The organism is Pseudomonadota bacterium (assembly GCA_013285445.1).
Lineage (GTDB): Bacteria > Pseudomonadota > Gammaproteobacteria > Xanthomonadales > Wenzhouxiangellaceae > Wenzhouxiangella.
In genome coordinates this window covers 628,964-646,637 of record CP053448.1, presented here as the reverse complement: position 1 = coordinate 646,637, position 17,674 = coordinate 628,964, and the positions used below count along the sequence as shown (strand labels likewise).

16 protein-coding genes are annotated in these 17,674 nt (G+C 65.0%); all 16 read right to left on the bottom strand.

Annotation, left to right across the window (positions count from 1 at the left end):
- Positions 1 to 3: 3 nt before the first annotated feature.
- The 16 genes from HND55_03015 to xerD all read right to left on the bottom strand — a co-directional run bounded on the left by HND55_03015 (position 4) and on the right by xerD (position 17,674).
- The gene (locus HND55_03015) at positions 4 to 423 is read right to left on the bottom strand and encodes a hypothetical protein (GenBank protein QKK01717.1); all 420 of its coding nucleotides are present in this window, start codon (positions 421 to 423) and stop codon (positions 4 to 6) included.
- A 28-nt stretch (positions 424 to 451) separates the two neighbouring features.
- Positions 452 to 2,662 carry a type II secretion system secretin GspD gene (gspD, locus tag HND55_03010; protein QKK01716.1) on the bottom strand — a complete coding sequence of 737 codons (2,211 nt, stop codon included), beginning with the start codon at positions 2,660 to 2,662 and terminating at the stop codon, positions 452 to 454.
- Positions 2,662 to 3,417 carry a hypothetical protein gene (locus HND55_03005; GenBank protein QKK01715.1) on the bottom strand — a complete coding sequence of 252 codons (756 nt, stop codon included), beginning with the start codon at positions 3,415 to 3,417 and terminating at the stop codon, positions 2,662 to 2,664. The genes gspD and HND55_03005 overlap by 1 nt, the downstream gene beginning before the upstream one ends.
- Positions 3,418 to 3,427: 10 nt before the next feature.
- Positions 3,428 to 4,033, bottom strand: coding sequence for a hypothetical protein (locus HND55_03000; protein ID QKK01714.1), 606 nt, complete (start codon positions 4,031 to 4,033; stop codon positions 3,428 to 3,430).
- Complete coding sequence (locus HND55_02995) at positions 4,005 to 5,168, bottom strand: PilN domain-containing protein (GenBank protein QKK01713.1); 1,164 nt, start codon at positions 5,166 to 5,168, stop codon at positions 4,005 to 4,007. The genes HND55_03000 and HND55_02995 overlap by 29 nt, the downstream gene beginning before the upstream one ends.
- On the bottom strand, positions 5,165 to 6,073 hold the full coding sequence (locus tag HND55_02990; GenBank protein ID QKK01712.1) for a general secretion pathway protein GspK: 909 nt from the start codon (positions 6,071 to 6,073) through the stop codon (positions 5,165 to 5,167). Before HND55_02990 ends, HND55_02995 begins: the two co-directional genes overlap by 4 nt.
- Positions 6,073 to 6,858: a prepilin-type N-terminal cleavage/methylation domain-containing protein gene (locus HND55_02985; GenBank protein ID QKK01711.1), complete on the bottom strand. Its 786-nt coding sequence runs from the start codon at positions 6,856 to 6,858 to the stop codon at positions 6,073 to 6,075. The genes HND55_02990 and HND55_02985 overlap by 1 nt, the downstream gene beginning before the upstream one ends.
- Entirely contained in the window at positions 6,855 to 7,325 is a 471-nt protein-coding gene (locus HND55_02980) for a hypothetical protein (protein QKK01710.1), read from the bottom strand. Before HND55_02980 ends, HND55_02985 begins: the two co-directional genes overlap by 4 nt.
- A complete protein-coding gene (locus tag HND55_02975; GenBank protein ID QKK01709.1) occupies positions 7,325 to 7,762 on the bottom strand; it encodes a prepilin-type N-terminal cleavage/methylation domain-containing protein in 438 nt (145 codons plus the stop codon). Before HND55_02975 ends, HND55_02980 begins: the two co-directional genes overlap by 1 nt.
- 37 nt (positions 7,763 to 7,799) lie before the next feature.
- Positions 7,800 to 8,210, bottom strand: a complete 411-nt coding sequence (gene gspG / locus HND55_02970; GenBank protein QKK01708.1) for a type II secretion system major pseudopilin GspG — start codon at positions 8,208 to 8,210, stop codon at positions 7,800 to 7,802.
- A 54-nt stretch (positions 8,211 to 8,264) separates the two neighbouring features.
- Positions 8,265 to 9,476, bottom strand: a complete 1,212-nt coding sequence (locus HND55_02965) for a type II secretion system F family protein (GenBank protein QKK01707.1) — start codon at positions 9,474 to 9,476, stop codon at positions 8,265 to 8,267.
- 60 nt (positions 9,477 to 9,536) lie between these two features.
- Positions 9,537 to 11,291, bottom strand: a complete 1,755-nt coding sequence (gene gspE / locus HND55_02960) for a type II secretion system ATPase GspE (GenBank protein QKK01706.1) — start codon at positions 11,289 to 11,291, stop codon at positions 9,537 to 9,539.
- Between the two features lie 90 nt (positions 11,292 to 11,381).
- A complete protein-coding gene (locus HND55_02955) occupies positions 11,382 to 12,041 on the bottom strand; it encodes a hypothetical protein (protein ID QKK01705.1) in 660 nt (219 codons plus the stop codon).
- The gene (gene purL / locus HND55_02950) at positions 12,038 to 15,880 is read right to left on the bottom strand and encodes a phosphoribosylformylglycinamidine synthase (GenBank protein ID QKK01704.1); all 3,843 of its coding nucleotides are present in this window, start codon (positions 15,878 to 15,880) and stop codon (positions 12,038 to 12,040) included. The genes HND55_02955 and purL overlap by 4 nt, the downstream gene beginning before the upstream one ends.
- 103 nt (positions 15,881 to 15,983) lie before the next feature.
- Positions 15,984 to 16,739 carry a DsbC family protein gene (locus HND55_02945; GenBank protein ID QKK01703.1) on the bottom strand — a complete coding sequence of 252 codons (756 nt, stop codon included), beginning with the start codon at positions 16,737 to 16,739 and terminating at the stop codon, positions 15,984 to 15,986.
- A gap of 74 nt (positions 16,740 to 16,813) precedes the next feature.
- Positions 16,814 to 17,674, bottom strand: coding sequence for a site-specific tyrosine recombinase XerD (gene xerD, locus HND55_02940; protein ID QKK03964.1), 861 nt, complete (start codon positions 17,672 to 17,674; stop codon positions 16,814 to 16,816).

Genomic DNA, 17,674 nt, shown 5'->3' with positions numbered 1-17,674 from the left:
GGGTTAGTCCTGGGCGTACCACCACTGCCCGTCGACCTGAATCCAGGGCTCCTCGACGGTGGTCGGGATCTCCACGCTGTCCTGGCCCATCCGCGCCTTGATCGCGCGATAGGTCACTTCGGTCCAGACCGTGCAGCGCTTTTCTTCGCACTCCGAGCCGAGCACCTCCGCGGCGAGCCAGCGCAGCGGCCGGTCACGCATATTGTCACGAAACTGCTGTTCGGAGACCAGCTCCCTGAATCCCGGCGAGTAGTAGGCCCGGGCCTGCTCGTACTCGCCCTCGATCAGGTGATTCCAGCGCGCCTCGGCGCGCGCCTCGACGTCGGGCGGGCCCGCGTCCTGCTGACACCCTGCCCCCAGGGCAAGCAGCAGCGCGGCGCACAACAGTCTACCCGCGTGTCTGAATGATGGATCTTCTTTCATGTCGTTGAACCTGTACAAGTGTGGAAAATCAAGAGTCCGGATCGGCCTCGCTACCGCCATCGAGCGGCTTGAGCCCCCGGAAACGGCGCTGGATACTGCGTGAGACCGCTTCCAGCCGCTCGGTCGACTCCAGCACGGTTGGCGTAATCAGCACCAGCGTCTCGGAGCGATCGGCCACATTGCTGCGTGACCCAAACAAGGCGCCGAGGCCCGGGATCCGGCTCAGAAACGGCACGCCCGATCGGCCCCGGGTGCTGGATTCCTGGATCAACCCGCCCAGGATGACCGTCTGGCCGGACTGGACGGCCACCTCTGTATTGACCTCGCGGTTGGCCACGGTGGGGTTGCGGCCTGCGTCCAGGTCGCTCTGGTCGGGACTTGAAACCTCCTGGCGCACCTGCAGATAGACCAGGCCACCGGGATTGACGCGCGGCGTCACCTCGAGAATGATACCGGTGTTGAGAAACTGGGTGGTGCCCAGCACCCGGTCCGAATTGCCGGTCGAGATCGAGGTCGACTGGATCGGCACCTGGCGGCCGACATTGATCGAGGCCTCGGCGTTGTTGCGCACCAGCAGCGTCGGCGTCGACAGCGTGCGCACATCCGACAGGGTCTCGAGCATATTGATCGTTGCGGTCACGAAGGTGCGATCGACGCTGCGCCGGGTAATGGTCGTAAACAGCCCCCCCGGACCGAGCAAGGCCCGGTCCTGTTCGCGCGACGGGGAAAACACGGAATCTTCCGGAAATCCAGGAAAATCCTCGCTGTCGGGGTTGGCGTTGGACAGGAACCAGTTGACCCCGTAGCGCAGGTCATCGGTCAGCGTCACCTCGATGACCTGTGCCTCGATGATCACCTGCAGCGGCTCTTCGTCAAGCCGCTCGATGGCGCTGAGAATGGCATCGTACTGGCTCGGCGAGGCCTGGATCAGCAGCGAGTTGGTCTCGATCACGGCGGTGATGCGAACATCCCCGTCCGCGCCGAGCTGCAGCCCGCCCTCGGTGATCCGGCGCTGATCCTGGCCGCCACTGTCGCGCTCGGCGCGCGACTGCTGGAACTCGCCAACCGTGGATGTCGACGCGCGCTCCAGCCCCGGCGCCAGGCCGCCGCGCGACTCGCGCGGCCGGCTGCTGCGACCGCCGCCGGTGCCGAACAGATCACCCAGGTAACCGGCCAGCACGTCGGCGTCCAGGTTCTTGACCCGGTAGACGTACAGCCGGGCACCGGCCTCCGGACTGGAGCGGTCCAGGCGCTGGATCCATTTTTCCGCCTCTTCGAGGTAGTGCTCGTTGGGGGTGATGACCATCAGCGCATTGAGCCGCTCGAGCGGCAGCAGGCGAAACATGCCGGCCAGCGGCGTATCGCCCTCCTCTCCGAAAATGCCCTCCAGCTCCGGCAGGAGGTCACCCACCTCGACCCGCTGCAGGTTGAAAATGCCCACCGACATGCCGGCAAGCCAGTCGACGTCGAAGGTCTCGACGATCTGCAGATAGTTGCCCAGCTCGAACCGCGTGCCGGCCAGAAACAGCAGGCTGCGCGCGTTATCGGTGCTGAACACGGCGTCTTCCTTGGCCCACGGCTCGAGAATCTCGGCCATCTTGTCGGGCGATACATACTCCAGCGGCACCGCCATCACCTCGTAGCCCCGGGCACGCTGGGCCGAGTCCAGGCGTGGCACGAGATTGCCGGGCACGGCATCGGAAACCGGTACCACGTGATAACGCCCTTCGCGCCAGATCAGGGTTGCGTTATTCCAGCGCAACAGCATCTCGAGCACCGGCATGACCTGGTCACGCTTGATCGGCTTGGCGGTGGCGAAGGTCACCTCCCCGCTGACTCCGGGGGCGATCACGTAGTTCTCCTGGAACAACTGGCCAAGCAGGGCATGCACCACTTCCTGAATACCCTGGCCCTCGAAATTGAGCGTGATCTCGCCGTCTTCCGACGGCGGTTCGGCGCGCGGCCGCGTGGCGCTTTCGTCGATGAACACGCCGCTGCCCGAAAAAAGTTCGGTGTCCTCGAAACTGTCTTCATCCGAGTCTTCGTCACCACCACGCAGCCGGATCTCACCGTCGCCGGGGCGCGCAGACTGTCCGGCGGCATATTCGGTCGGCTGCGACCGCTGCATGGCGTCACGACGATCCTCGGTGGAGGCGCAGGCGGCCAGCAGCATCAGCAACAACGGCACATACAGCACGACCGGGGGAACGGCGTATTGGCGAAACGATGGATCAGTCATCAATTATCCTGTCGACCTTTTTGTTGTTGGGCGCGCTGTTCGGCCTCGGCGCGCAGCTGTGCGCGCCGCTCGGCAACGCGACGTCGGATCTCCTCGGCCCGCGCCCGCGCCTCCTCGGTGGCCTCCTCCGCGGTCGCGTCGGCCTCTTGCGTTTCTTCGCCGGCCGCCTGTCCGGCGGCGTCCCGGGACCGTCGCCCGGGGCTGGGCGGCGCGCCGGTCAGCGCCTGGGTATTGACGCTCAATTCGAGGTCGGTCTCGCGGCCGTCGACCGACACGAATCGAACCGTGCGCGCCTCGATCGTCTCGAGTCGCCAGGCCGCCTGCTCGCCCTGCAGACTCATGCCCTCGCGCAGCACGACGGTCTTGCCGGCGCTTTCGTCGTTGACCATGGCCAGCTTGAGCTCAGGCGTGATCACGATACCGGCCACCGCGGCCTTGAGCGCCTCGACCTGCTCGACCTGCTCGTCTTCGAGCACAACCATCTCCTCGTCTTCGCCGGGCGCCTCGACCACCGGCAGACGACGATCGGAGAAGAACACCGGCTTTTCCAGAATGGACACGTAGCGATCGAACTCGGCCAGCCCGGTTTCGGGCGCGTCGACCTGCACGTCCTCCAGGGTCGGTGCACGCGTCGCTTCGATCCGCTCGACATCCACCGGCCCCAGCAGCCAGGGCAACACCGCACCGAGCGCGACCAGACCGGCCAGGCCGGCCACCAGCAGAGTCGTCAACAAGTTGCGCTGGAAATCAAGCATGACCAACCCGCTACTCCTCGCTTTGTTCGCTGAGAAAACCATACATGTCGAAACGTGCATCGATCTGGCCGTAGCTGGTGCCGCGACGACGCCCGACCCGATCGGCTGGTACCCGCTGCAGCAGCATCAGATTGTCGATGAAGACCAGCGGCACGGACGTTTCGAGGGCGTAGAAAATACGCACCAGGTCCGGCAGCGGACACTGCATACGCACATTGACCGTGACCCGCTCGAAACGTTCAGGCTCGCGATCGGGACGATTGGCCGTCTGGATGACCGAACACAGATCGGTATCATCGGCATGTTCACGTATGGCATCGCGCAACTGCCGGCTGAGTCGAGCGGCGGCTACGTTGAAATTGCTGTCGGACAGAAACAGGGCCGAGTCAAGCCGCTCGCTCTGCAGCCGTTCAAGCTGCGCCTCGAGATGAGGCCGCCGGGCGGCGGCCGCCTTGAAGCGGGCGGCACGCTGTTCGAGGTCCGACATCTCATCGGCCAGCGCCAGGTGCCTGGCGACGAACCAGTGAAACCCCACCAGGTAGACCACCGCCAGCGCAATGAGCAGCAGACCCAGCGCCAGCGGCCGGTTATTCTCGAGATTCGGCAGCAGCTGCATCGCGCTCATTCTGTGTCAGTACCCGGGCGGCGGCGCGGAATCGCTCCCGACCGGTGTTGGGGTCGATGTCGATCGAGCCGCGAAACTCGGCGTCGGTCAGCATTTCGGCATCATCGATCAGCTCGATCAGTCGCTGGGCACCGTCGGCCATGCCGTGCATTTCGAGCTCGTTTTCCTTCAGCTGCAGTTGCTGCAGCCACATATCATCGGGCAGGATGCGCGTGATTTCGTCCAGCACCCGAACAAAGACCGGGCGCTGGCGCCGATGCTCGGCCAGGAAATTCGCCGCATTCAGGGCCTCGTCAAGCTCCTGCTGCAGCGCCAGCACTGCTTCCGCCTGAGCACGCAGCTGCTCGACGTCACGGTTGAGACGATCGACCGCCTGCTGCCGCACGATCAGCGAGACCGCCATAACCACGGCAAGCACCCCAACCAGGGCGCCGGCCAGCAGCCAGTTGGTGCGCGCCCTGGCGTAGACGTAGCGCGGCCGCTCCGATTCCGACAGCAGATTGAAGCCCTCGGCGACGATCGAATCATCAGCAGACGCCAGGCAGTCCACGGCATGCGGCCGAACACCAATCGCCCCCAGCAGGGTGGTCAACTCGTCGACTCGCGCCACGGGCACCAGCCGCAGATCCAGTTTCAGGCGACCGCGCTCAGGGTCGCGCTCCACAACCGCATAGTCGAAACAGACCTGGTCGGCGCTGAACGGTGTGATCTGGTCGAGCTGGTAGCGCAACGCCTGGCCCAGGTTCGATTCGACCGCCAGGGGCAGCTCCACCGGGCACTGCAGCACCTGATCAGGCGGCAGACACAGCCGCACTTCCGGATTGCCGTCGCGAAACTCATCCAGCAGGGCACGCCAGCGATCACGCTGCAGCGCAGGATCGGAGCGCAGATCGAACCGATCGCGCTGTTCCGGCGGCTCGCTCCCGGCCCAGACCGACACTTGGTCGCCGTCGCCGTCCGGCAGCAGCAAGACCACCGGCCTGGGCGGAATCATGCGGCGCCTGAGCCCGGCCGGCAGCATTCCGGCCAGCTCGCCCCGCCACCAGCGCAAGAATGCCGGCAGCGGGCTGCTGCGGTATCGGCCCCGCAATTGGGCCCAGTATTCGTTGACTCGATCCTGGATCATTGGTCCTCAACATGATCACGCCACTTCAGGACGCGGAAAGGGCGGCCACGCAGATCACTGCCCAGCTCGACGGTCGCCTGGACTTCACTCCAGGTGCCGGTCGACAGCACTGCGCGCGAGCGAATGCTAAAGGTCCGGCCGCCGCCGCGCAAGCTCACCAGCATTCCATTGGGCAACATCAGTTCCCGCATGTCGGTCGGCAGCATCTGTCGACGTTCCTCGACGAACTGGCGCGCCCCTTCCAAATCAACGTCCGGCAGCGCCGCCAGCAACTCCGGCGGAGCAAAGGCCGGGTTGATCTGACCGCGATTGGCATGCACGGTGAGATAAGGCTCGATGCGCTGAAACAACTCCCAGCTCATGCCGATAAGCTGCTGGAGCTCGTCAACCGAACCGAACGGCATATTGGCCGGACCGTAAGGATAACCGGCCGCGCTGTACTCATCGACTTCGGCACCGTACAGGCGCGGCAGGTCGTCATTGTCCTGCCAGTCCTGGACGGCATCGGCCAGATGCATGGCCTCGGTCTCCTCGACACCGCGTGAGATGAAGAAATCGGTCAGAAGTTCCACGCTGGCGCGATTCAGGTCCAGTTTTCCGGTCTCGTCGGTGATCCGCATCTCGACCATGGCATCACCGAATTCCATTTGGTAGGGCCGACCATCGGGCACCCAGCGGGTTTCGATATCCGGGTTGCGCATCTCGTAGGCGGCGCGATGAATGCCCGCCTCGGCGGCGTAGCGGGCCGTCGTGGTGTCGAACAGAAAGCGTGCCTGCAGGCTCTCGGTTCGCGCCAGCACGGCGAAAACGCCCACCGTGATCGTCAGCAGCACGACAATCCACAGCACCACGATCAGGGCAACGCCGCGCTGCTCTCGCTTTGTGAACGCCCCGGCCACGGTCATCAGCGACGCCTGCGGTCCGATCCGTCTCGCCCCGGCGGCATCAGCAAGTCGCTGGCTCGGCGAAGACCTCGCGGCTGCTGCGCGCGATCGCTGTCAATCATCACCGGCACGATCAGATCCGGCCAGCTCAGCCCGTTGGCACGATCCATGTCCAGCAACACACCGACGCCCAGCGGCAGGCGTTCGGGCGCCTCCCAGTAATCGGTCCAGAAGGTGGACATGCCGTCTTCCTCGGCATCCAGAAAGATGAATTCACCGTCGGCCAGCCCGTCGAGCAGCACAATACCGTCGCTGCTCTCGAGATCACCGGGTTCATAGCCGTTGAGCATGGCGTAGTAGTAGACCAGCTCGAGACCGTCATCGCCGCGCTCCAGACTGATTTGCTGTACATACGGCCCGCCATAGCTGAGATAGCCCGGCATCGGCGCGACGAAGCGGATGCGGTCGCGCTCGCCCTCGAAGCGGATGATCGCCTCTTCGTCCAGCGTCTCGATGATCAGCGAGCGGCTCTGCATCAGCTGGCGACGCAGGAACTGGTGCACGATGCGCAGGCGATTGGTCTCCTCGATCAGCGCCTCGCCGGAGCTGGTGGCGCGCACGCTGGCTCGAAACCCGCCGTAGGCCATCGCCATGATCAGCGCGACCAGCGCAATGGCCAGCAGCACTTCAACCAGCGTGAATCCGGCCTGGCGGCCGCGCCAGCCGGGCACCCCGGTCACCGGGCCGGCAGCCCGACAGACCTGCCAGCGCGGTCGGCCGGCCGTCCTGTCGAAGCCTGGCATCATCTCGGCCCACCCCCCATCTGCTGCTGGCGTTCCTCCCAGTAGGTGTCAACCGAGCGCAGGGTTTCGAAAACCGCCTGGCGCGGCCGGCCCTCGCCCCATTCGACAGTCAAGCGAACGTAGTAGAGCGAAATCGGCAGCGCTTCAGGATCAAGACCGCGCTCATCGAACACGCCCGTCTCCTCGATCTCCAGCAGCCAGGAAAAGCGCGCGTCGAACTGCCCCTGGGAGACGCCCGGCTCAATCATCTCCTCGATGCCGAGCCCGTCAAGCATTGACTGCGCCCACAGCGCTGCACGCGTATAGTCTCCCGACAATCGCGTATTGCTGACCGATGTCGACAGAATCTGCAGCACCACGCCGAACAGCAACGCAAACACCACAAACGCCAGCATGACCTCGATCAGGGTAAATCCCGCCACAGCGCGCGGAAGCGGAGACGTGCCGATAGTCGTTGGGGTACGAACCACTAATACTCCTGGTCGATACTGACCTCGCCGGTCAACCAGCCGACAGTGATTTCCCATTCACGCTCGCCGGCGCGCAACACGATGCTGCCGCCGGTCGAGGCGCCGTCAGGAAAGAAGCGGATGCCGCCGACGCGCTCGTCGGTCATTTCCGAGCGGGCGGTATTGATGGTCATTTCCAGACCATCGGGCAGCGGCCTGGGCTCGCGACCGGCCGCCTGCCAGGTGCGACGGTCGGTATCGACCTGAAAGACCTGCTGCTGACGCCGGATGATCGCCTGTCCACGAGTGTGCCGCAGTCCGGCAGTCAGCTCGCGCGCGGCATTGCGAACCTCGGCGCCGCTGATCGAGCGCGAAACCGACAGGCCGACTGCGGCAAACAGCAGCGCAACCAGCACCATCACGACCATCAGCTCGATCAGCGAGAAGCCGGCCTGCAAGATGCCGCCGGTGTCCGGCTCCGGTCTGCAAGAGGCGTCAGTCCCAGCTGTTGATATCCGCATTGGGCCCCTCGCCGCCCGGCGATCCGTCGGCACCGTAGGACCAGATATCGAAATCCCGGTGTTCCCCGGGATAGCGGTACTGGTAGGTGTTGTCCCAGGGGTCGGTGAGATTGGACTGGTTGACGTAGGGACCGTTCCAGTTGCGTGCGTTCGAGGGCGCATTGACCAGCTCGCTCAGTTCGCGCGGCGGACGGCCATTGTCCAGATAGAACTCCGAGACCGCCTGATTGAGCCGCTGTACGGAGGCCGCGGCCGCCTTGGCCTTGGCGTCCTCGCCACGCTTGAGCACGTTGGGCACGACCAGCCCGGCAATCAGGCCGAGAATGACCAGTACCACCAGCAATTCGATCAGGGAAAATCCTCCGCTGGGTCTGAACCTGTTCATTGAATCCTTACCTCCGGCTTCGCTTGATCGAAGCAGTTCATGAAAATCCACCGGTCATACGACCAGCTCGTTGATGCTGAGAATGGCCATCAGTACCGACATCACGATAACCCCGATGACCAACGCCAGCCCCAGGGTCAGCGCCGGCACCAGCAGGGCCATCAGCCGATCGATGGTGACCCGCACCTCGCGATCGTAGGTATCGGCAACCTTGAGCAGCATCTCGTCGAGTTTGCCGGTTTCCTCGCCGACGTTGACCATCTGCAGCGCCAGACGCGGAAAGTTGCCGTTCGCCGCCAGCGCGCGTGCCATCGGCGTTCCGGTCTTGACCTGTTTGGCGGCCTCGGCGACATCGTCACCGAGCACCGTATTAGTCATGACATTCTTGGCGATGGAAAGTGCCGACAGCAGCGGCACGCCGTTGACCAGCAGCGTCCCGGCGGTACGCGCCAGGCGCGCCGTTTCCATCTTCGAGATGACCTCGCCCACGCCCTTGAGGTGCAGAAAGCGCCGGTCCCACCGTCGCCGGGAGGCCGGTCGTCGCATCTGGCCGCGGAACCACAGCACCAGCACGACCACCGTCCCGATCATTGCCCACCAGTACTGCTGCAGCGCTGCGCCGATACCCATCACGATGCGGGTCAGCAGGGGCAGGTCACCGCCAAACTCCTCGAACATCGGCGCAAACTGCGGAATCACGTAGACCATCAGCAGAATCAGCGAGGCAATCGCGAGCACCACCAGCAGCGCCGGGTAGATCAGCGCCGAGACCACGCTGTCCCTGAGCTCCTTGGATCGCTCCAGGTACTCGGCCATGCGCGAGAGCGTGCGGTCCAGCGATCCACCGATTTCACCGGCCCGTACCATGTTGATGTAGAAGCGTGAGAACACGCCGTGGCGCTCCTCGAGCGCTTCGGACAATGCGCCCCCTTCGCGCACCCGGTTGCGAATCTTGTCGACGGTCGCCTCAATTCGATCGTTCTCGGCCAGCTCGGAGAGAATGCCCAGGGAACGGTCGAGCGGCAGGCCGGCGCCCAGTAGCGTCGCCAGCTGCTGGGTCAGATCGCCGATCTCGCGCTGCTTGAGCCCCCGCCGACCGTGCATCAGCGTCGACAGGCGAAAACCCGACCCCACCTCGCGCGCCGAAACCGGGATATTCCCGGACTCCTGCAGATGCGCGATGACCAGGTCCTTGCTCGGCGCGTCCATCTCCCCGGTCAGCGTTTCCCCTGACGGCGCCACCGCCTTGTACTCAAACAATGGCATTCAGCGCTCCCCGGGACCGGGTCTCACCGCAGCTGCATCGGCCGGCTGGAAACCTGGCCATCACGCCTCCTGAGTGACGCGCAGCACTTCCTCGGCGGAAGTCACGCCGGCCAGCGCCTTGAGCAGACCATCTTCGTACATCGTGCGCATTCCTTCCCTGCGGGCCTGCTGCTCGATCTCGCTGGAGGTGGCGTGCTTCATGACCATGCGCCGGATTTCCTCTGACAGCACCAGCAGTTCGTGAATGCCGGTGCGTCCACGGTAGCCGGTCGGACTGACCTCGGAAGTGCCCGGATGCCACAGCCGGATCGGCCGCTCATCGGTAAACTTGTCGAGCCCGAGCTCCTCGACCATCTCGGGCAGCACTTCATAGACTTCCTTCGTTTCCGGGTCAAGCCGCCTGACCAGCCGCTGGGCCATGATGGCGTTGACCGTTGAAGTCAGCAGGTAGTCTTCCACGCCCATGTCGAGCATTCGGGTCACGCCGCCGGCGGCGTCGTTGGTGTGCAGGGTCGAGAGCACCAGGTGGCCGGTCAGCGCCGACTGAATGGCGATCTTGGCCGTCTCCAGATCGCGCATCTCGCCAATCATGATCACGTCGGGATCCTGGCGCACGATCGAGCGCAGGGCGCGGGCGAAATCGAGCCCGATCGAGGACTTCGCCTGGATCTGGTTGACGCCCTCGAGCTGATACTCGACCGGATCCTCGACCGTGATGATCTTGCGTTCCGGGGTGTTGAGCCGAGACAGGGCGGTATACAAAGTGGTGGTCTTGCCCGAACCGGTTGGACCGGTGACCAGTATGATGCCGTGCGGCACTTCCAGCTCGCGTTCGAGCGTCTTCTGGGTATCCGCGGCAAAACCCAGGCTGGCAAAATCGAGCACGACCGCCTCACGGTCAAGGATACGCATGACCACCGACTCGCCGTGCGCGGTCGGCACGGTCGAGACACGCAGATCGAGTTCCTTGCCGCCAACCCGGTGCATGATGCGGCCGTCCTGCGGCAGCCGGCGCTCGGCGATATTGAGCTTGGCCATGATCTTGACGCGTGAAATCACCGCAGCGGTCGAGCGCGCCGGCGGCGCCTCGACCTCCTGCAGTACGCCATCGATGCGATAGCGCACTTTCAGGCGGTTCTCGAACGGCTCGATGTGAATGTCGGAGGCCCGCGACTCGACGGCGCGCTGCAGGATCAGATTGACCAGACGGATGACCGGTGCTTCCGAGGCCAGGTCGCGCAGATGCTCGACATCCTCTTCATCCTCGCCGCCGCCTTCCCCGCCCAGATGCTCGGCAATCTGCCCCATGGCCGACTTGCCGCCACCAAAGTAGCGTTCGATCGCGTTGTCAATCTCCGAGCTGATGCCGACCCGCGGCGAGATCCGCCGGTTGGTGGCCATTTCCAGCGCCTTGTTGGCCACCGGATCGGTCGGGTCGGCCATGACCACGACCACCTGCTCATCGTCGACCTGGACCGGCACCAGGTGCTGCTGCTTCATGTAGCGAATCGAGATGCTGTCGATCTGCGGCCCCGCTTCGGGATAGTTCTTGTCGGTGACCAGGTCGACGCCGAGCAGCTCCGACTGGGCGCGCGCCAGGTCACGCTCCGAGACCAGTCCCAGCCGGACGAGCAGCGTGAGCAGGTTGCCGCCATGCTGTTCCTGATAGCTGCGGGCCCGCTGCAGATCCTCCTCGCGCAGCCGCTCCTGTTCGATCAGCAGGCGGCACAGTTCGTTGGCCCGGTCCTCCAGGTGATCGCCAATGCTCGGCAGCAGCTCGGTATCGCCGGTCGCGGTCAGGGTTTCAGTTTCCATAGTCGGGCTCGATTATTGCGACAGGATAAACTCCGACCCGCCCTCGGCGGCGGGTTCGCTTCCTACAGACAGCGCCGGGAAGACATCGTTTCACGGCCGCTGACGAATGACCTGCTGTTCGATGAAAGCGCGATTCATGAGAATCCAGGCGGCAATTGGCACGACGCCCGGCAGCACCAGAAAGCCGAGCTGGTAACACAGCGCAATGACCGACGGCGACAACCCGCTGGAGCGCACCGCAGCGGCCGCCTCGGCCCCCATCAGGAAAGCCAGGTCGCGCCATGCCTCCCAGAATACGCCCCAGGCGGCAACCGGCACCAGCACGGCAATGCCGACGACAATCTGAAACAGGCGTTGCCTGCCGGAAAGCGGTGTGGCCATGACCAGACCGAAAACAAGCGCCATGCCCCAGGCATAGATCATCGGATTGATGACCAGATTGAGGGCGGCGGTCTGTCCCTCGACCTGCTGCGTCATGATGATGCGGGTCTGGATCTCGAACTGGAAGCCAAGCTGAACAATCTGCTCGAACAGATCGGGATAGAAGCCAACCAGCGCCAGCTCGGCCAGGCGCCCGACCGGGAACATCAGCGCACTGGCCATGAAAAACCACAAAAAAAAGCCCAGCGGCAGATAGAGGGCCGCCAGCAGGAACATCTCCTTGATCGGGTTGCCGCCACCGGTGTCGGTCCCGGCAGATTCGGTCGAGTGCGACTCGTGCTTGTTGCTGTCGTTGCTGTCTTGTGTCATGCCAGCCACTCGCGCGCATTGTGGAACATCTGCATCCACGGCGATATCTCGCCCCACTCCGGCGGCGCCCATGAGAAATTCAGCGTCCGCAGCAGGCGCTCCGGATGCGGCATCATGATCGTCGCCCGACCAGTCGTGCTGGTCAACCCGGTCACGCCCAGCGGCGAACCGTTGGGGTTGTCCGGATAGCGCTCGGCCGGCCGGCCATCGGCGTCGACGTAGCGCACTGCAACCGGTGCCTGGCGCGGATCGGCGTGCTCGAAACGCGCCCGGCCCTCGCCGTGAGAGGTCACCACCGGCAGGCGCGCACCGGCCATGCCCCGGAAAAACAGGGATGGACCGGGCTCGATCGCGACCAGGCTGAGGCGGGCCTCGAACTGGCGCGAGCGGTTGACATCGAACCAGGGCCAGTCGTCCGTACCGGGAATCAGCTCGCGCAAGGCCGACAACATCTGACAGCCGTTGCACACGCCCAGCGCGAAGCGATCGGACGCCTCGAAGAAGCTTTGGAACTGATCACGCAGCGCCGGATTGAACAGAATTGACCGGGCCCAGCCCTGGCCGGCGCCGAGCACGTCGCCAAAGGAGAATCCGCCACAGGCCACCAGCCCCTGGAATGCCTGGAGCTGTGCTGTCCCGCGCTCCAGATCGCTCATGTGCACATCGACGGCTTCGAACCCGGCCCGCATGAAAGCGACCGCCATCTCGCGCTGGCCGTTGACGCCCTGTTCGCGCAGTACGGCCACCCGGGGAGGCCGGCCGGTGGTCACGGCGGGCGCTGCCGGCGGCGGCGCAAACGTCAGCCGCGGACGCAGGCCCGGCCGGCGCCAGTCGCGCAGTGCAGCGTACTCCTCTTCGGCGCAATCGGGATGGTCCCGCAGGCGCTGCATGCGGTAGCTGGTCTCGCCCCAGCGTCCGGCCAGCTCGGCCAGATCGCGGCAACTGATGATGCGTCCGGCTGCCTGCACCTCCAGCACCGGCGCCTCGACCAGGCGGCCGATTCGGCTCAGGCGATCACCCAGGCCCGCCGCCTCGAAGATCGCGCCGACCGAGTCAGATTCGGACACCGGAACCTGCAGCACCAGGCCGATTTCCTCATTGAACAGCAGCGACAGTGGCTGCGGCTCCCCGGCGCCCAGATCGACGCTGACACCGACGTGTCCGGCCAGGGCCATTTCCAGCAGGCAGGCATACAGGCCCCCATCGGAGCGATCGTGGCAGGCCAGCACCCGCCCGTCGGCAATCAGCCCCTGGACAAGCTCGAACGCGCGCCGCAGTGCCGCGGCATCATCGACATCGGGTGGCGGGCCAAGCTCGCGACTGAAGACCCGGGCGAGCGCCGATCCACCCAGGCGTTGCCGACCCAGGTCGAGCAGGACCAGCGCGGTCTCACCGGCATCCGTGCGCAGCCGGGGCGTGCAGTGACGGCGAACATCGGCAACCGGCGCAAAGGCCGACACGATCAGCGAAACCGGAGCCGTCATTTGCCGATCGCCCGAAGGCCTCGACCAGCTGGTCTGCATCGACAGTGAATCCTTGCCGACCGGTATTGCCAGCCCGAGTTCACGGCACAATGCCGAGGCCGCCTCGACTGCGCGGCGCAGGGCCGCGTCCTGGCCCGGCGCCCCGGCTGCGGCCATCCAGTTGGCCGACAACTTGACGCGCTCGATGTTCGGGACAACCACACCGGCGAGGTTGGTCAGGACTTCACCAATGGCCATACGACTGGCGGCCGCAGCATCGTGGACCGCAATCGGGGTCCGCTCGCCAATGGCCATGGCCGAGCCGGCATCGCCCTGATAGTCAAGCAGACTGATGGCGCAGTCGGCTACCGGCACCTGGTGCGGACCGACCATCTGGTCGCGAACGCTCAGCCCGCCCACGGTCCGATCGCCAATGGTGATCAGAAACTGTTTGCTGCCGACTGCCGGCAGCGCCAGGACGCGGTCGATGGCCTCATCCAGGTCCATCGACGACAGCCCGTCGTCAGCCGCCGCAACGGGCCGGGTCGCGGCCTGGCGATGCAGCCGTGGCGGTTGCCCCAGCAATACCGCGAGCGGCAGGTCGACCGGCGCACGATCGCCCTGACGATCATCCAGCCGCAGGCGGCCATCCCCGGTGGCGGGCCCGAGGTCGGCCCACGGGCACCGCTCCCGGCGGCAGATGGCCGCGAATTGCCCGAGCCGTTCCGGCGCAATGGCCAGCACGTAACGCTCCTGTGCCTCATTGCACCACAGTGCCATGGGCGACAGACCCGGGTCATTGGCCGGGATCTCTCGCAGCTGCAGATGGCCGCCGACGCCGCCGTCGTGCAGCAGCTCCGGGATCGCGTTGGACAAACCACCGGCACCGACATCATGGATCGAGCGAATGGGGTTGTCGTTACCCTGCATCCAGCAACGGTCGATAACCTCCTGGCAGCGGCGCTGCATTTCGGGATTGCCGCGCTGAACCGAGGCGAAATCAAGTTCGGCATCGGACTGCCCTGCGCCCATGGAAGACGCCGCTCCGCCACCCAGACCAATCAGCATGGCCGGGCCACCGAGAACAATGATGCGATCACCGGCAGCGAGCGCCTGCTTGCGAATCTGATCGTCCATGATCGTGCCGCTGCCGCCGGCCAGCATGATCGGCTTGTGGTAGCCCCACCAGCGCCCGTCGACCCGGGCCGTGAAGGTGCGGAAATACCCGAGTAACGCCGGACGTCCGAATTCGTTGTTGAAGCGTGCCGCGCCAATCGGGCCATCGCGCATGATGGTCAACGCCGGTGCCAGGCGCTCGGGCGGCGGCGGCGCATCCTCCCAGGGGCGCGGAGCATCCGGCAGACACAAATCGGACACCGAGAACCCGGTCAGCGCGGCCACCGGTCGCGCGCCCCGGCCGGTGGCCGATTCGTCGCGAATCTCCCCGCCGGCGCCGGTCGCCGCGCCGGGATCAGGCGAGATGGCGGTCGGATGGTTGTGGGTTTCAACCTTGATCTGGACGTGAACACGGTCGGTGTGTTCGCGATAGACCGGGTCATCGAATCGACTAAGCAGCGCCATGGCATCAAAGCCTTCGATGACCGCGGCGTTGTCGTCGTAAGCGGTCAGCGTACCTTGCGGCGTGGTCTGATGCGTGGCACGAATCAGATCGAACAGCGATCCCTCGAGTGGCTCGCCGTCAAGGGTCCAGGAAGCATTGAAGATCTTGTGCCGGCAGTGCTCTGAATTGGCCTGCGCGAACATCATCAGCTCGGCGTCGGTGGGGTCGCGACCGAGGGCGCGATAGGCTTCGGTCAGATAGTCGATTTCACCGCGGTTGAGCGCCAGACCGAGCGATCGGTTGGCGTGTTCAAGCACCGCCTGCGGGCACTCCCCCAGCGCGATGGTGCGCAATGGCTCGGCCGTGCGCGGCGCAAACCAGTCGTCGATGCCGTCAAGGCTTTCGACCACTTCGTGGGTCATGCGGTCGTGCAGCAGTCCACGCGCGGCTGGCGACAGCCCGCAGGCCGTTTTTCCGTCGATATCGAAACAGACGCCGTGCTCGATGCGCGAAAAAGCGCTCAGGCCGCAGCGGGTCAGGATGTCGCCAGCTTTGCTCGACCATGGGGTCACCGTGCCGCGACGCGGCAACACGGCCAGCTGATTGGTGCTGAGCCTTGCCGGATCCCATGGCGCAGCCGAAAGCAGCGCCGTCAGCCTCGACAGCGTTTCGCCGTCCGGCACATCGTCCGCATCGACCAGCATCAGCTCGCGCGCATCCAGCTCGAGCGGCACCTGCTCGATGGCAGAAACGGCCGCGGCAATCTGGGCCAGACGAAACGGCGGCAACGCAGCCCTGCCCAGCAAGACGATCATGACCTCAGCGGAACTCCCTGCAGCACCCGGTCGGCATTATAGGCGACCGCGCCTGTCGGCGCGGCACCGGGCCGCGGCGCACGCGCCAAATGGCGCGCAAAGCTCAGTTGCGGGCGGCGTGCATCCTGTCGAGCCGCTCGCGCAGCTGCTGCGGCGGCACGTAGCCGGGAATCATCTCGCCGTCGAAGGTCAGCATGGACGGCGTCCCGGTGACTCCGACCGACCGGCCGAGATTGTACTGCTCGGCCACCGGGCTGTCGCACTGCTCCTCGGGCGGCTGACCGCCGGCCTTGGCAATATCCATGGCCTCCTGCCGATCTTCCGAACACCACACCGACACCATCGTGTTGAAGGTATCCGAGCCGACGCCGGCGCGCGGGAAGGCCGCGTAATTGATCTGGATGCCCTGGGCGGCGTATTCGTCGATCTGGTCATGCAGGCGCCGACAATAGCCGCAATCGGTATCGGTAAACACCAGCAGCTCGTAGTCGGCCTCTTCCGGGCCGAACGAGACCAGCTTGGAACGATCGAGCGCGGCCAGTTGCTCGCGGCGCAGGTAGGACTTCGCTGCATCGGTCAGGTCGGTTTGCGTCTCAAGATCAATAAGCTGGCCCTGCATCAGATAGCGGCCGTCTTCGCTCATGTAGACGATATCGTTGTTGATCCGGACTTCCATCACGCCGGGGACCGGTGTTTCCGAAATGACCAGATTACTGACCTGCGGCACCAGCGTGCGGACCCGGTCCTCGATCGCCGCGTCCTCGGCGACCACCACCCCGCTGGCCAGCGCAATCGCAGCAACGGCGCCCAGCATCAAAACATTCACCCTCATTGGTTTCTCCTTGGCAAGTTCATTCATTTGGATCTCGTCAGACAAGCTCGCGGACAGTCGTTGGAACGCGTCGTCCGCCACAAGTTTCACCCGATTCATGATCAACCACGCGGATGATGCCGGGCGTGCAGATCGCGCAGGCGCGATCGCGATACGTGGGTATAGATCTGGGTCGTTGCCAGATCTGCGTGGCCCAGCAGCATTTGCACCACGCGCAAGTCAGCACCGTTGTCGAGCAGGTGAGTCGCAAAGGAATGGCGCAGTCGATGCGGATGAACCGGCGTTTGCACGCCGGCTTGCCGCGCCAGCAGGCGGATCCGCTGCCATAGCGCCTGGCGCGACAACGGACGACCGGTGCGGGAGACAAAAACCTGCTCACCACGCGGCCTGAGCTGCGGTCGGCCCACATCGATCCAGCGGGCCAGGGCCACCAGGGCCGCATCACCAACCGGAACCAGCCGTTCTCGACCACCCTTGCCCAGGACGCGCACGACGCCCTGAAGAAGATTGAGGCGCGACAGTGGAAGTTCGACGGCTTCGCTCACGCGCATTCCGGTTGCATAAAGCGTTTCAATCATCGCCCGGTCACGCAGATCCAGGGGCGAATCACCGCTCGGTGCAGCGAGCAGCGCCTCGACCTCGGACTTTGACAGGGTGCCGGGTAGATTCAGCGGCCGGCGCGGTCCCTCAAGGTCAATCATCGGATCCTTGGCCAGATGACCCTCGCGCACCGCCCAGGCGAAAAACTGGCGCAGGCAGGATAGCTGCCGCACGATACTGCTGACGCTGGCCCCGGAGCGCATCCGCTGCGACAGCCGCTCCAGCACGGCGGCCCGAGCTGCGCACTGCGGCCATTCTGCCGGTGCGCTCAGAAATGAGCGCAGGTCCTGTTCATACGCAGACAGGCTTGCCTGCGCCAGGCCGCGTTCGGCCCAGGCGGCATCGAGAAAAGTGTCAATCAG

Excerpts from the sequence above, each read along its gene's own strand:
- gspE (QKK01706.1), bottom strand. The coding sequence starts at position 11,291 with ATGGAAACTGAAACCCTGACCGCGACCGGCGATACCGAGCTGCTGCCG.
- HND55_02965 (QKK01707.1), bottom strand. The coding sequence starts at position 9,476 with ATGCCATTGTTTGAGTACAAGGCGGTGGCGCCGTCAGGGGAAACGCTG.
- HND55_03000 (QKK01714.1), bottom strand. The coding sequence starts at position 4,033 with ATGCAGCTGCTGCCGAATCTCGAGAATAACCGGCCGCTGGCGCTGGGT.
- HND55_02990 (QKK01712.1), bottom strand. The coding sequence starts at position 6,073 with ATGACCGTGGCCGGGGCGTTCACAAAGCGAGAGCAGCGCGGCGTTGCC.
- gspD (QKK01716.1), bottom strand. The coding sequence starts at position 2,662 with ATGACTGATCCATCGTTTCGCCAATACGCCGTTCCCCCGGTCGTGCTG.
- HND55_02945 (QKK01703.1), bottom strand. The coding sequence starts at position 16,739 with ATGAATGAACTTGCCAAGGAGAAACCAATGAGGGTGAATGTTTTGATG.
- gspG (QKK01708.1), bottom strand. The coding sequence starts at position 8,210 with ATGAACAGGTTCAGACCCAGCGGAGGATTTTCCCTGATCGAATTGCTG.
- HND55_02995 (QKK01713.1), bottom strand. The coding sequence starts at position 5,168 with ATGATCCAGGATCGAGTCAACGAATACTGGGCCCAATTGCGGGGCCGA.
- HND55_02955 (QKK01705.1), bottom strand. The coding sequence starts at position 12,041 with ATGACACAAGACAGCAACGACAGCAACAAGCACGAGTCGCACTCGACC.
- purL (QKK01704.1), bottom strand. The coding sequence starts at position 15,880 with ATGATCGTCTTGCTGGGCAGGGCTGCGTTGCCGCCGTTTCGTCTGGCC.
- HND55_02985 (QKK01711.1), bottom strand. The coding sequence starts at position 6,858 with ATGATGCCAGGCTTCGACAGGACGGCCGGCCGACCGCGCTGGCAGGTC.
- HND55_03005 (QKK01715.1), bottom strand. The coding sequence starts at position 3,417 with ATGCTTGATTTCCAGCGCAACTTGTTGACGACTCTGCTGGTGGCCGGC.
- HND55_03015 (QKK01717.1), bottom strand. The coding sequence starts at position 423 with ATGAAAGAAGATCCATCATTCAGACACGCGGGTAGACTGTTGTGCGCC.